Source organism: Pseudomonas sp. (genome assembly GCF_050739775.1).
Classification (GTDB): Bacteria; Pseudomonadota; Gammaproteobacteria; order Pseudomonadales; family Pseudomonadaceae; genus Aquipseudomonas.
On record NZ_JBOICA010000001.1, the window covers coordinates 213,545 to 226,410 of the forward strand.

Sequence of the window (12,866 nt, forward strand, 5' to 3'; positions counted from 1 at the left end):
CTACTGACAGGAGATTGCCCATTTGAATTTTTCCAGCGACAACATCGAACTCTTCCTTGCAGTGCTTGACCGTGGTTCATTCTCGGCCGCCGCCCGCGCCTTGGGCCGGGTGCCTTCAGCCGTGAGCATGGCGGTCGGCAACCTCGAGGCCGAGTTGGGCTACGCCCTGTTCGAGCGCACGCACCGGGAAACCCGGCCCACCGCGCTGGCCCTGGCGCTGGAGCCTCACGCGCGGATGATCGCTGCGCAACTGGGGCAATTACAGGTGCACGCCCTGGAGTTGTCCCTGGGACTGGAAAGCACCCTGGCCATCAGCGTGGTCCCGGACATCGACCACGGTCCGCTGCTGGCGGCGATCAAGACCATCAGCGAACGCTACCCAATGCTGGAGGTCGAGATATTCAGCGCCCCTCAGGAAGAAGCCCTGCATCTGCTGCACAGCGGCCGGGTCAGCCTGTGCCTGGCATTCGCCGGATTGGCGGTCGATCCGCAGCAACGTTTCCAGAACATCGGCATGGAGTCGCTGGTGGCGACCATCTCGCCGCAACACCCTGCCCTGCAGCGCCAACCCCGGCAGATCGCCTACCTCGAAGACCTGGTCAATGTCCGACAGATCCTGGTGGCCAGCCGCGACCTGCCAATCACCGACACCCGCGCCCTGATCGGCAAGGCCCACTGGCGTACCGACAGCCTGAGCATGGCCCTGGAGATGGTAGAGGCGGGTCTGGGCTGGGGCGACTTTCCGCTGTCACGGGTGGCACCACTGCTGGAGGCAGGGCGTCTGCTACGCCTGGACTTCAAGAACACCCGCAACGAACTGCAACTGCCGGTGCATGCCTTCTGGCGGCACAACCAGCCGCTGCAGAAAGCGGCACAGGAACTGGTCAGGTTGCTTGGGGTGTAGGGGTTTGCCTAGGTCTCTGCGAGGGAAAAACCTGTCAGCCCCTGCGGCATTCTGCCTTTCAATTTTTCACCGCTGCGGCCGATAGCCATGTGGATAGGTACGAGCATTCGCCAAAAGCACCGCTCGGCACTCCTCCTTACTGGCACAAGGTCTCGGAACATGAACCTGAAATTCCGCCACAAGATCCTGCTGTGCGCCTGCGGCGTCGTGGTTCTGGCATTTGCTTTGTTCACCCTCTACAACGATTACCTGCAACGCAACACCATCCGACAGAACATCGAGTCGTCGGTCAAACAAGCCGGAGCGTTGACCGCCAGTAGCGTGCAGAACTGGATGAGCGGCCGCATCCTGGTCCTGGAAAACCTAGCCCAGGACGTTGCCCACCAGGGCGCCAACGCCGATTTCCCGGGACTGGTCGACCAGCCTTCGTTCACCAGCAACTTCCAGTTCACCTACGTCGGCCAGGCCAACGGTGTCTTCACCCAGCGCCCGGATGCGAAGATGCCTGACGGCTATGACCCACGCCAGCGTCCTTGGTACACCGCCGCTGTCGCCGCCAACCAGACCATGCTGACCCCGCCCTATATGGCCGCAGTCGGTGGCCTGGTGGTGACCATTGCCATGCCGGTCAAGAGCAAGACCAGCGGCGAGCTGCTCGGTGTGGTCGGTGGCGACCTGAGCCTGGCGACCCTGGTCGACATCATCAATGCTGTGGACTTCGGCGGTATCGGTCATGCCTTCCTGGTCGACCGCAATGGCCAGGTGATCGTCAGCCCGGACAAAGACCAGGTGATGAAGAACCTCAAGGACATCTATCCGGGCAGCAGCGTGCAAGTGGCGCCGGGCATTCATGACGTGACCCTGGGCGGTAAAGAGCGAATCATTTCGTTCGCGCCGGTCAGCGGCCTGCCATCGGCCGACTGGTACATCGGCCTGTCCATCGACAAAGACAAAGCCTACGTCGCCCTCAGCCAGTTCCGCACCTCGGCCATCATCGCCATGCTCATCGCCGTGGCGGCCATTGCCGGCCTGCTCAGCCTGCTGATTCCGGTACTGATGCGTCCGCTGACCACCATGGGCCGCGCCATGCAGGACATCGCCCAGGGTGAAGGCGACCTGACCCGCCGCCTGGTCGTGGAGAACAAGGACGAGTTCGGTGAGTTGGCGGGTGCCTTCAACCAGTTCGTCGAACGTATTCACGCCTCGATTGCCGAAGTGTCGTCAGCCACCCGCCAGGTGCATGACCTTTCCGAACGGGTGATGAGCGCGTCCAACGCCTCGATCATCGGCTCCGAAGAGCAGAGCATGCGCACCAACAGCGTGGCCGCGGCGATCAACGAACTGGGCGCCGCTACCCAGGAAATCGCCCGCAACGCCGCCGATGCTTCGCAGCACGCCAGCGGTGCCAGCGAACAGGCCAACGACGGCCGCCAGGTGGTGGAAGAAACCATCTCGGCGATGACTTCGCTGTCGCAGAAGATCAGCGAATCCTGCGAACAGATCGAAACCCTCAACGCCAGCACCGACGACATCGGGCAGATCCTCGACGTGATCAAGGGCATCTCCCAGCAGACCAACCTGCTGGCCTTGAACGCCGCCATCGAAGCTGCCCGTGCCGGGGAAGCCGGTCGCGGTTTCGCCGTGGTCGCCGACGAAGTGCGCAACCTGGCGCACCGTACCCAGGAGTCGGCCGAAGAGATCCACAAGATGATCACCACCCTGCAGGTCGGTTCACGCGAGGCGGTGCACAACATGAACGCCAGCCAGGTGTCGAGCGAGGAAAGCGTGATGGTTGCCAACCAGGCCGGTGAACGCCTGAGCAGCGTTACCCAGCGCATCGGCGAGATCGACGGCATGAACCAGTCGGTGGCTGCAGCGACCGAAGAACAGACTGCCGTAGTCGAAAGCCTGAACCTGGACATCACCCAGATCAACGTGTTGAACCAGCAAGGCGTGGCCAACCTCAATGACACCCTGCGTCACTGCGATGCCCTGGCCCAACAGGCCGGTCGCCTCAAGCAACTGGTCGACAGCTTCAAGATCTGAGCAAGCGCGCCGGCGGGGGCTGACAGTGCCCTCGCCAGGCGTCTGTTGCTGCAAACGGATACCCCCTGAATCGCAAAGCCCCCGATCTCCACTACATCAAGTTATAACCTAATAACGAACTAGTCTATTTGGCTATAAAAAAACCTTTATGCTGGCTGCCATCCGATCACGGGCACGATGGGCGATTAGGTAGATTATGGATGTAGGTTCCTTCGGCTTCAGCATTGCAGGCCTCGTGGTAGGTTTCATCGTCGGCATGACCGGCGTCGGCGGCGGTTCACTGATGACACCGATCCTGCTCTGGTTCGGCATCAGCCCGGCCACCGCGGTGGGCACTGACCTGTTGTATGCCGCCATTACCAAAGCCAGCGGCGTCTGGGTCCACAGCAAGAACAAAAACATCGACTGGAAAATCACCGGTTGGCTGACCTTGGGCAGCGTCCCGGCCGCTGCTGTAACCCTGTGGTTCCTCAGCACCCTGGACACCGACACCCAGGCCGCCAACACCGTGATCAAACAAGGCCTGGCTGTAGTCCTGGTACTCACCGCCCTGGCCATCCTGTTCAAAAGCAAACTGCAAGCCTTCGCCAGCAAACATGCTGGCGACCGCTATCACTTGAGCGGCACCAGCCTCAATCTGCTGACTGTGGTCACCGGCGTCTTACTCGGTGTCATGGTCTCGCTGACCTCCATCGGCGCGGGCGCCCTGGGTACTGTGGCCCTGTTCCTGCTCTACCCCTACCTGGTCACCCGCCGCCTGGTCGGCACCGAGATCGCTCACGCAGTGCCCCTGACCCTGGTCGCAGGCCTGGGCCACGCCAGCATGGGCAACATGGACTGGTCGCTGCTCGGTTACCTGCTGCTGGGCTCGCTGCCGGGCATCTACCTGGGTAGCCATCTGACCGGACGCATTTCCGACAGCGTCCTGCGCCCGTGCCTGGCCGGCATGCTGCTGATGATCGGTTACAAGCTGGCGTTCTGAAGAGCAGCAGCCAAGCACTCAACTATCGGCTCAGGCCCAGGATGCGTACTCGAAAATACCCATCCTGGGCAATGTATACTTGCAGCGGCTTTCGGCATCCTGCCGCCCTTGCAACCGCGTGTGCACAGAGGTCCTGGTGTCTACCCTACCCTCCAGACTGATCTTCCTTCCCGGCGCCTCCGGCAACACCGAGTTCTGGCACCCGGCAGCACAATGCCTTGTCTACCCGGCAACACAGCTGCATATCGGCTGGCCCGGCTTCGGCCGTACACCGGCGGATCCAAGCGTACAAAGCATGGACGACCTGGTAACCCGTCTGCTGCCCGACATCGACCAGCCGACTGCGCTGATCGCGCAATCGATGGGCGGGATCGTTGCGGTGTGCGCCGCACTGCAAAGGCCTGAGCAAATAACGCACCTGGTGCTGAGCGCCACCTCTGGCGGGGTCAACATGCCCGCCTTTGGCGCACAGGACTGGCGTCCGGAGTTCACTGCTGAGTATCCGAGCTTACCGCGCTGGTTCATCGATGATCACAGCGACCTCAGCGACCGCCTGGCCGAGCTGCAGATGCCGGTGCTGTTGCTTTGGGGGGACAATGATCCAATCAGTCCGGTCGAGGTCGGTGAACACCTTGCCCGTCTGTTGCCCTGCGCAACGCTGCATGTTTTGCCAGGAGCAGGCCATGACTTGGGTTTTAGCCATGCGCGCGAGGTGGCCGGCTTGATTGATCGTCATTTGCTTGGCTCGCGGTTTCACGACCGCCAGCAAAGCAACTGACAGGCGGATGCCTCGCAGTTTGATAGAATGTCGGCTTAATGCGACAGATCCCGAGCACCAATGCTAGCCACTACTGCATCAACATCCGTAAATCCATGCCCTGAACCCTCCCGCCGCTTCAGCGTTGCGCCGATGATGGATTGGACGGACCGTCATTGCCGCTTCTTCCTGCGCCTGCTCTCCAGCAACACCCTGCTCTACACCGAAATGGTCACTACCGGCGCCCTGCTGCACGGTGATGCCGAGCGCTTCCTGCGCCATGACGAGGCCGAGCATCCCCTGGCGTTGCAGCTGGGCGGCAGCGTGCCGGCGGACCTCGCCGCTTGTGCCAAACTGGCACAAGACGCCGGCTACGATGAGGTCAACCTCAACGTCGGTTGCCCGAGCGACCGGGTGCAGAACAATATGATCGGCGCCTGCCTGATGGGCCATCCGGCGCTGGTCGGCGATTGTGTCAAGGCGATGCAGGACGCCGTGCAGATTCCGGTGACGGTCAAGCACCGTATCGGCATCAATGGCCGCGACAGCTATGCCGAGCTGTGCGATTTCGTCGGCCAGGTACGTGATGCCGGCTGCCGCAGTTTTACCGTGCACGCACGCATTGCGATCCTGGAAGGTTTGTCACCGAAGGAGAACCGCGAGATTCCGCCGCTGCGTTACGACGTGGCCGCGCAACTGAAGGCTGACTTTCCAGAGCTGGAGATTGTCCTCAACGGTGGTATCAAGACCCTGGCCGAGTGCCAGGAACACCTGCAGACCTTCGACGGGGTGATGCTGGGCCGCGAGGCGTACCACAATCCCTATGTGTTGGCCGAAGTCGACCAGCAGTTGTTCGGCAGCCAGGCACCGGTGATCAGCCGCAGTGAAGCCCTGGCCAAGTTGCGTCCGTATATCGCCGCACACCTGGCTGCCGGCGGCGCGATGCACCATGTGACCCGTCATATCCTCGGCCTCGGCCAGGGCTTCCCGGGGGCGCGCAAGTTCCGGCAGCTGCTCTCGGTGGACATCCACAAGAGCACGGATCCACTGGCCCTGCTCGACCAGGCCGGCGAACTGTTGCAGGGGCGCTAGCTCCGGAACCTGTGCGCACCTGGACACTCGAAGGCTTATCCCTTCGCCCCGCCTGCCAACCAGCCCTTGAGCGGTTGGCAGCGCTCGGGTAATGTCGATCCATTGCACAGGACAGAGCACGCCCATGACCTCCAAGCTGGAACAACTCAAGCAGTTCACCACTGTGGTTGCCGACACAGGTGATATCGATGCCATCAGCCGCCTGAAACCAGTCGATGCCACCACCAACCCTTCCCTGCTGCTCAAGGCCGCAGCCATGCCCGGTTATGCCGAGCTGCTCAAGCAATCGGTCGAACACAGCAAAGGTGATGTCGGCCTTGCCTGTGACGCCTTTGCCGTGGCGGTGGGTGCCGGCATTCTCAAGGTGATTCCGGGGCGTATATCCACCGAGGTCGACGCCCGCCTGTCCTTCGACCAGCCTGCCCTGTTGGCCAAGGCCCGGCAGTTGATCGCGCTCTATGAGCAAGCCGGTATCGGTCGCGATCGGGTGCTGATCAAACTCGCCTCGACCTGGGAAGGTATCCGTGCCGCCGAAGTGCTGGAGAAAGAAGGCATCCAGACCAACCTGACCCTGCTGTTCTCTTTCGCTCAGGCCCAGGCCTGTGCCGATGCCGGAGTGTTCCTGATTTCGCCGTTTGTGGGCCGTATCTACGACTGGTACAAGAAGTCCACCGGCAAGGAATACGTCGGTGCCGAAGACCCGGGTGTGCAATCGGTCACGCGAATCTACGACTACTACAAGACCAACGGTTACAACACCGTGGTCATGGGAGCGAGCTTCCGCAATATCGGCCAGATCGAACAACTGGCTGGCTGCGACCGCTTGACCATCAGTCCCGAACTGCTGCAGCAGCTGAGCGATGATCAGGGCGAGCTGCCACGTATTCTCAAGCCGGGCAACCAAGGTGAAGCCCGTCAGCAGCTGAGCGAAGCCCAATTCCGCTGGGCGTCCAATGAAGATGCCATGGCTACCGAGAAGCTGGCCGAGGGTATTCGCCAGTTTGCCCGGGATCAGGAAAAGCTTGAGGCGCTGTTGGCGGCAAAGGCTTGATACAAAACGGCATTTGCCACTACGGCGAGGAATGCTGAGTATCCTTGCTTTTTTACGGCCTTGAGGGCCTCACCGCGGGTCAAGCCCGCTCCTACCCTGCATGTAGGAGCGGGCTTGACCCGCGATGCTTTTGACTGTGCTTCCAGAGATGTTGATGCCTGAACCTTCCGCATTGCCCGCAGTATTGGCCGGTCCCCTACTGCGCCGCCTCGAACCCTCGCGGATGGTGTTCTGGCTGGTCGGCTCGCAAGCGCTGCAACCGACCTTGTCGCTGAGCTGCCCGGGCATCACGCCCGACATCGATTGCCAGGTCATTGCCATCGGCCGCCAGGCATTCGTACACCTGATCGACATTCACCTCGACAATGCGCTGCCCTGCGATGTGCAGATCGACTATGACCTGATCCTGCAGACCGCCGACGGTGCCCAGGGCATTGCCCAATGGGCGCCACACCTGCTCTACGACGGCACCCGGCAGCCCAGCTTCGTCCTGCATTCGCGCCTTGAGCAACTGCTCCACGGCTCCTGCCGCAAACCCCACCACCCCGCCGACGATGGCCTGCTTTGTGCTGACCGGCTGCTGATGGAATGTACCGAACCCAAGTCGCGCCCGGTCCTGCTGATGATGAGCGGCGATCAGGTCTACGCCGACGATGTCGCCGGACCCATGCTCCGTGCGATACATACACTGATTGAACGCCTCGGGCTGTTTGGCGAGCACCTGCAAGGTGCGGTAGTCGATAACAGCACCGCGCTCTATCGGCACCCTGCCAGCTACTACCACCGGGCCGACCTGTTACCGGCACTGGAAAGCAATGAAACCCTGCGTGAGCGCTTCTTCGGCGGCGCACGCAAGCCGATCTTCACCAGCAGCAATGCCGATAATCACCTGGTGACCTTTGCCGAGGTCATGGCCATGTACCTGCTGGTCTGGTCGCCCGTGCCCTGGACCCTGATCGAGCCGCAAATGCCACCTGGGCTCACGGTACAGCGCCAGGCGCGCTACCAGCAGGAACAACAGCTGATCCGCGCATTTGTCAGCGGTCTGGGCGGTGTAGCACGGGTGCTGGCCCATGTGCCTAGCCTGATGATCTTCGACGATCACGACATCACTGATGACTGGAACCTGTCAGCACAGTGGGAAGAAACTGCCTATGGGCATCCCTTTTCCAAGCGCATCATTGGCAACGCGCTGCTTGCTTACCTGCTGTGCCAAGGCTGGGGCAATGATCCCGATACCTGTCGCGAGCTGGTGCAAAAATGCCAGGCACTGAGCCACAGCGCCCTGAGTGATCAGAGCCTGGACACCCCACTGCAGGACGCGCTGATCGATGAAGTGCTGCGCTTTCAAGGCTGGCAGTTCGTACTGCCGAGCAATCCACCGCTGCTGGTACTCGACACCCGCACTCGCCGCTGGCGCAGCGAAAGCAACTTCAACAAGCCTTCAGGGCTACTCGACTGGGAAGCCTTGAGTGAGCTGCAACAGGCCCTGCTCGACCACCCCTCGGCAATCATCGTGTCCCCAGCGCCGATATTCGGTGTCAAGCTGATAGAAACGGTGCAACGGGTGTTCAGCTGGCTGGGCTATCCACTGCTGGTCGACGCTGAAAACTGGATGGCCCATCGGGGCGCGGCGCAGGTGATCCTGAACATCTTCCGTCACTCGCGCACGCCGGGTCATTACGTGATTCTGTCCGGCGACGTGCACTATTCCTTCGTCTACGAAGTGCTGATCCGTCATCGACAGCGCAGCCCACACCTGTGGCAAATCACCAGCAGCGGCATCAAGAACCAGTTCCCCAAGCGCTTGCTGGACACCTTCGACCGCCTCAACCGTTGGCTCTACTCTCCACGCTCACCGCTCAACTGGTTCACCAAGCGCCGCCAGATGCAGGTGATTCCGCGCACGCCCAGCCACAGCAAGGCTGGCGAGCGGCTGTGGAACAGCGCAGGCCTGGGCCAGGTGTTTTTCAATGAGCAGGGGCAGCCTCAGCGGATCTTCCAGCTCAACGCCAACGGTACGGCGCCGACCGAGTTCCCACCCAGGGCAACGGATTAGTCAGGCAATACAGGCGCCTAACGGCGCCTGTGAGCCAGGTCAGGTACGCTCGAGGGCGTTGACCAAGTCGTGGAAGGCTTCGCGGTTGGAGTCGTTCAGGCCCATGAGGATCTTGTGCGCTTCAAGCACTTTGGAGCGCACCACGTCTTCGCTCTGATCCTGGGACGGCAAATCAGTCAGGCGCTCGGGGCACGGAATCTTCCGATCAACAATGTTGAACACCTGATCGAAGCCCATGGACTGCAACAACCGCGAGATGTCCGGGTTGATGGTCACCACGGTCGGCAGCAGCCCGACCTTCTGCCGCGACAGGATCGAGAGCTTGGCCAGCAAGCCCAGGGTGGTGCTGTCGATGCTTTCGGTTTCAGTAAGATCGATGACGATCGCCGAGAAATTCAGCGCTGTGAAGATCTTTTCGATAGTCGCATCCAGCGCCGAACACAAGGTCAGGCGCACTTCGCCGACAAACTTCAGAACGAAGGTGCCGTTCTGTTCGGCGAACTGGATTCTTCCCGTACTCATTGAAGGTTCCTGCTCAACACCAATAGGGCGATATCATCCGGCATCTCCCCAAGCGTAGCCAATCCGAATCGTTGGCGCAGCCCATCCAGGCTACCCCCCGCGGCCTTGACGATTTCAGGCAAGGCGGCCTCTTTATCTTTGAGTGTTCCCCCGGGCAAAAGGTCCAAAATGCCATCAGAGAGCAATGTCAGGCTGAACTGCGGTGGCAACTCCAGAACATGATCCTGGTAGGTCGCCTCTTCAAACAGTCCGACCGGCAACCCGCGCCCTTCCAGGTAGCGGCTCTGGCCCGGGGTATAGAGCACCGGCAATGGCAGATGGCCGCCGATGCTGTAGGTCATCAGGCCCGTGTCTTCATCGATCACGCCGCCGACCATGGTCACATGCTTGCCCAGCTTGCAGTTGATCAGGCCGCGGTTGATGTGCCCGAGCACTTCCGAAGGCCTGAAGTCGCGCAATCTGGAATTGCGCTTGAATTCGAACAACAGCCGGGTGGTCATGAACTTCAGCAATACAGTGACGAACGCCGAAGAAGCGCCGTGACCGGAAACGTCTGCCAGGTAGAAGGCGATGCGTCGCTCGTCGACCCGGAAATAGTCGGCAAAGTCGCCCGACAAGTACAACGATGGAATGATCTGGTGCTCGAACGACAGCTCGTCGGCCACCCAGGGGCTTTCCGGCAGCATGTTCATCTGCACCTGGCGTCCGGCCGTCTGGTCTTCCTGCAACAGGTGCAGGCTGGCCTCCAGTTCGCGGTTGGCGGTTTCGAGCTTTTCCCGGTAACGCTGGTTTTCCAGCACCAGGCGAGCCCGGTCCAGCGCACGGCGTACCGAGTGTTCCAGCACCGCGAGGTCTTCCAGGGGCTTGATCAGGTAATCGGCAGCGCCCAGGCGCAACGCTTCCACCGCATCGTTCATCACCCCGGCACCGGAGACCACGATCACCGGCAACTCAGGCGCGAGCTCGGTTACCTGGCGAATCAGCTCCAGGCCGCCCATTTGCGGCATGCGCAGATCGCAGATCACTAGATCAGGCTGTTCCTGTTCGAAGACCTGCAGGCCCTGCTGGCCATTGCTCGCTTGCAGGACACTGAAACCACTGTCTTCAAGGTAGGCGGCAAGACTCGCACGTACGACGTCGTCGTCATCGATTATCAGCAGCGTTGCACTGGTTTTCTGCATGTGGGCAAACGGCGCCAGAATTAGGTTGGCGTAGGTGGCTCGACAAGGCATGAGCACACGTACTGGATTCGCTTCTAGCCACTCTTATAAAAGTTGTAGGACAAGTCAGGCTGTCCGGCAACTAGCAGAGGTGCCCTCTAAGGCGCAGACGGTACTCCCATCCGCCGGGGGTTTCAAGGGTACGCCGATGCTCGCGGCTGCTCTTTGCAGGCTAAATCACCAAGAGTTATTAGGCGCTCACTTTCAGTTACCAGAGAGCATATTGGCCAACGCCATGATCGGTTCAGTTTTGCGCGCTGAGGGCCAGCGCCAACGCCTAAGCGAGACGCATAAAAATCCGATGCCAGAGCAGGCATCGGATTCCGATTTATTGCAAGCAAAGGTCAAGCAAGGATTAAAAGTCGTCTTTGACTTCGCCATCCTTGACCTTGAACTCGCGGTTCTGCAGGTAAGCGTTGCGAATGAACACGTACTTGTCACCGCTGATCAGCTTTTCCGCCGACAGCAAGCTGGCGCGGGTATCGACGACATCCACGGCAAACGCGGTGTTGCGGGTTGGCACGTGATCGATGTAGCGGTAGGGTTCGGTGTAGGTGTCCGGGTACTTGCCGATGGCGTCACGCACCGTGCTTGGGCCAAGCAACGGCAGCATCACGTAAGGACCACTGCCTACGCCCCAGTAACCCAGGGTCTGGCCGAAATCTTCATCGTTACGCTGCAGGCCCATCTGAGTGCCGACATCGAAGAAGCCGGCCAGACCGAACGTGGTGTTGACGATCAAGCGCGCAGTATCGACACCCGCCGCATGGGGTTTGAGCTGCAGAACGTTGTTGGCCAGGTTGGTCACGTCACCCAGGTTGCGGAACATGTTATGGATGCCATCTTCGAGGAACTGCGGGGTGACCGCCTGGTAACCCTTGGCCAGCGGCTTGAGCGCGTAGGTGTCGACGGTATCGTTGAAGGTGAAGATCGGCCGGTTGATGCGCTCCCACGGATCTTCCTCGGTCGCCGCCTGGGCTGCGCCCATCGGCGCCAGCAGCAGGCTGGCACAGACACAGGCCCGGGTCATCCGCTCAATCACACCTGTACCGGTCCTACGCATAGAGTTACTCCTCGACAGTCACTGCGCCGGACGTTGCGCGTCCTACGCTTAAAAGGAAACAAGTATAAAGGGTCTTCCACTGATAAACAGCCTGACATAAACGAGGTCAGGATTTTGTGAACAACTGTGTTGCGGCGTCGTAACTCAGGTGTAATACATCGCGCGTAGCCTGCAGGCTATTTCAGGGACGTTGCCATGCCAGACTCCCCCGCCATTACCGCTCTGCTATTCGGCCTACGCGGCTGCCTCGTCGAAGCGGGCATCAACCCGAAGCCGCAACCCACCCCCGGCGCACTGCAGACCCTTGACTGGCTGAGTCAGCAGCAGGTGCCCTGTGCCTGGGTTGACGAGCTGACCAGCGCCGACGCCGAGCACCTGGCCAGGCTATTGCCTGCCTGGATCAAGGCTCAGTATCACACCCCGAACCCTTGGCCAGCGCCGGACGCCTGCTGGCAGGCGTTAATGACCCTCAAGACCCACACTCTGGATGGCTGTGTACTGGTCAGTGGCGAGCCGCGCCTGCTGCAATCGGGCCTCAATGCCGGTCTTTGGACCATCGGCCTTGCCACCAGCGGCTCGCTCTGCGGTACCGATAGCCAGCACTGGCAGGCGCTCAGCCCCCAGGAGCAGGAACGCAAGCGCGGCAAGGCGACCCTGCAACTGTTCGCCCTGGGCGTGCATTCGGTGATTGACCACCTCGAAGCACTGGGAGACTGCCTGGCCGACATCGCCCAGCGCCGCCTCAAGGGCGAAAGACCCTGACACAGGGCTGTTGATCCGGGTCATGCAAAGCATCGCCCAGTGGATTACTCTAGTAGGCAAGGCATGGACCTTTCGGCCACTACCGGGTCCATGACTGCGCCTATTCATAGAGGGAGATCACCCATGCCTGCCCGCGAACTGCAAGAGCAAATCAACGCCCTGCGCGAGCAACTGGAGCAAAATCCGCCGCTCTCGCTGGAAGAGCGCGAACACCTGCAGGAATTGATGCAGAAGATCGAGGCCGAGATCAAACTGGAGGCCGTGACACCAGACAACAATCTGGTCGACGGCATCAACCTGGCGGTGGAGCGTTTCGAAGTCGAGCACCCAGGCCTGACCGCCACTTTGCGCAATATCGTTCAAAGCCTGCAAAGCATGGGTATCTGAATACCCATCGCGGGGCAAGCC

At 60.8% G+C, this 12,866-nt stretch carries 12 protein-coding genes and 1 pseudogene; 10 read left to right on the forward strand and 3 right to left on the reverse strand.

Annotation, left to right across the window (positions count from 1 at the left end; translation table 11 throughout):
• Positions 1 to 22: 22 nt before the first annotated feature.
• From ACRESH_RS01185 to ACRESH_RS01220, 8 genes and pseudogenes are all read left to right on the forward strand, one after another.
• Complete coding sequence (locus ACRESH_RS01185; RefSeq protein WP_431740207.1) at positions 23 to 904, forward strand: LysR family transcriptional regulator; 882 nt, start codon at positions 23 to 25, stop codon at positions 902 to 904.
• Between the two features lie 159 nt (positions 905 to 1,063).
• Positions 1,064 to 2,095 (forward strand): annotated as a pseudogene (locus tag ACRESH_RS01190) (HAMP domain-containing protein); the annotation flags it as partial.
• Positions 2,096 to 2,209: 114 nt separating this feature from the next.
• A complete protein-coding gene (locus ACRESH_RS01195; RefSeq protein ID WP_431740273.1) occupies positions 2,210 to 2,950 on the forward strand; it encodes a methyl-accepting chemotaxis protein in 741 nt (246 codons plus the stop codon).
• Between the two features lie 196 nt (positions 2,951 to 3,146).
• Positions 3,147 to 3,932 carry a sulfite exporter TauE/SafE family protein gene (locus ACRESH_RS01200; RefSeq protein WP_431740208.1) on the forward strand — a complete coding sequence of 262 codons (786 nt, stop codon included), beginning with the start codon at positions 3,147 to 3,149 and terminating at the stop codon, positions 3,930 to 3,932.
• A gap of 136 nt (positions 3,933 to 4,068) precedes the next feature.
• The gene (locus tag ACRESH_RS01205) at positions 4,069 to 4,710 is read left to right on the forward strand and encodes an alpha/beta fold hydrolase (RefSeq protein WP_431740209.1); all 642 of its coding nucleotides are present in this window, start codon (positions 4,069 to 4,071) and stop codon (positions 4,708 to 4,710) included.
• Between the two features lie 60 nt (positions 4,711 to 4,770).
• Entirely contained in the window at positions 4,771 to 5,781 is a 1,011-nt protein-coding gene (dusA, locus tag ACRESH_RS01210; RefSeq protein ID WP_431740210.1) for a tRNA dihydrouridine(20/20a) synthase DusA, read from the forward strand.
• A gap of 124 nt (positions 5,782 to 5,905) precedes the next feature.
• Positions 5,906 to 6,832, forward strand: a complete 927-nt coding sequence (tal, locus tag ACRESH_RS01215) for a transaldolase (RefSeq protein WP_431740211.1) — start codon at positions 5,906 to 5,908, stop codon at positions 6,830 to 6,832.
• A 154-nt stretch (positions 6,833 to 6,986) separates the two neighbouring features.
• On the forward strand, positions 6,987 to 8,891 hold the full coding sequence (locus tag ACRESH_RS01220) for an alkaline phosphatase D family protein (protein ID WP_431740212.1): 1,905 nt from the start codon (positions 6,987 to 6,989) through the stop codon (positions 8,889 to 8,891).
• Positions 8,892 to 8,930: 39 nt separating this feature from the next.
• Here ACRESH_RS01220 and rssC read toward each other — a convergent pair whose 3' ends face one another.
• From rssC to ACRESH_RS01235, 3 genes are all read right to left on the reverse strand, one after another.
• On the reverse strand, positions 8,931 to 9,413 hold the full coding sequence (rssC, locus tag ACRESH_RS01225; protein WP_431740213.1) for an anti-sigma factor antagonist RssC: 483 nt from the start codon (positions 9,411 to 9,413) through the stop codon (positions 8,931 to 8,933).
• Positions 9,410 to 10,594 (reverse strand): two-component system response regulator RssB, encoded by a 1,185-nt coding sequence (rssB, locus tag ACRESH_RS01230; protein WP_431740274.1) that lies wholly within the window; start codon positions 10,592 to 10,594, stop codon positions 9,410 to 9,412. Before rssB ends, rssC begins: the two co-directional genes overlap by 4 nt.
• A 394-nt stretch (positions 10,595 to 10,988) precedes the next feature.
• Positions 10,989 to 11,696, reverse strand: coding sequence for an MlaA family lipoprotein (locus tag ACRESH_RS01235; protein WP_431740214.1), 708 nt, complete (start codon positions 11,694 to 11,696; stop codon positions 10,989 to 10,991).
• 195 nt (positions 11,697 to 11,891) lie between these two features.
• On the opposite strand from ACRESH_RS01235, the gene ACRESH_RS01240 reads away from it, so the two are divergent.
• On the forward strand, positions 11,892 to 12,458 hold the full coding sequence (locus tag ACRESH_RS01240; RefSeq protein ID WP_431740215.1) for a phosphonoacetaldehyde phosphonohydrolase-related protein: 567 nt from the start codon (positions 11,892 to 11,894) through the stop codon (positions 12,456 to 12,458).
• Positions 12,459 to 12,581: 123 nt separating this feature from the next.
• Positions 12,582 to 12,845, forward strand: coding sequence for a DUF4404 family protein (locus tag ACRESH_RS01245; RefSeq protein ID WP_431740216.1), 264 nt, complete (start codon positions 12,582 to 12,584; stop codon positions 12,843 to 12,845).
• Positions 12,846 to 12,866: the final 21 nt, after the last annotated feature.

Excerpts from the sequence above, each read along its gene's own strand:
- rssC (WP_431740213.1), bottom strand. The coding sequence starts at position 9,413 with ATGAGTACGGGAAGAATCCAGTTCGCCGAACAGAACGGCACCTTCGTT.
- ACRESH_RS01220 (WP_431740212.1), top strand. The coding sequence starts at position 6,987 with ATGCCTGAACCTTCCGCATTGCCCGCAGTATTGGCCGGTCCCCTACTG.
- ACRESH_RS01235 (WP_431740214.1), bottom strand. The coding sequence starts at position 11,696 with ATGCGTAGGACCGGTACAGGTGTGATTGAGCGGATGACCCGGGCCTGT.
- dusA (WP_431740210.1), top strand. The coding sequence starts at position 4,771 with ATGCTAGCCACTACTGCATCAACATCCGTAAATCCATGCCCTGAACCC.
- ACRESH_RS01200 (WP_431740208.1), top strand. The coding sequence starts at position 3,147 with ATGGATGTAGGTTCCTTCGGCTTCAGCATTGCAGGCCTCGTGGTAGGT.
- ACRESH_RS01245 (WP_431740216.1), top strand. The coding sequence starts at position 12,582 with ATGCCTGCCCGCGAACTGCAAGAGCAAATCAACGCCCTGCGCGAGCAA.
- ACRESH_RS01240 (WP_431740215.1), top strand. The coding sequence starts at position 11,892 with ATGCCAGACTCCCCCGCCATTACCGCTCTGCTATTCGGCCTACGCGGC.
- tal (WP_431740211.1), top strand. The coding sequence starts at position 5,906 with ATGACCTCCAAGCTGGAACAACTCAAGCAGTTCACCACTGTGGTTGCC.
- rssB (WP_431740274.1), bottom strand. The coding sequence starts at position 10,594 with ATGCAGAAAACCAGTGCAACGCTGCTGATAATCGATGACGACGACGTC.
- ACRESH_RS01195 (WP_431740273.1), top strand. The coding sequence starts at position 2,210 with ATGCGCACCAACAGCGTGGCCGCGGCGATCAACGAACTGGGCGCCGCT.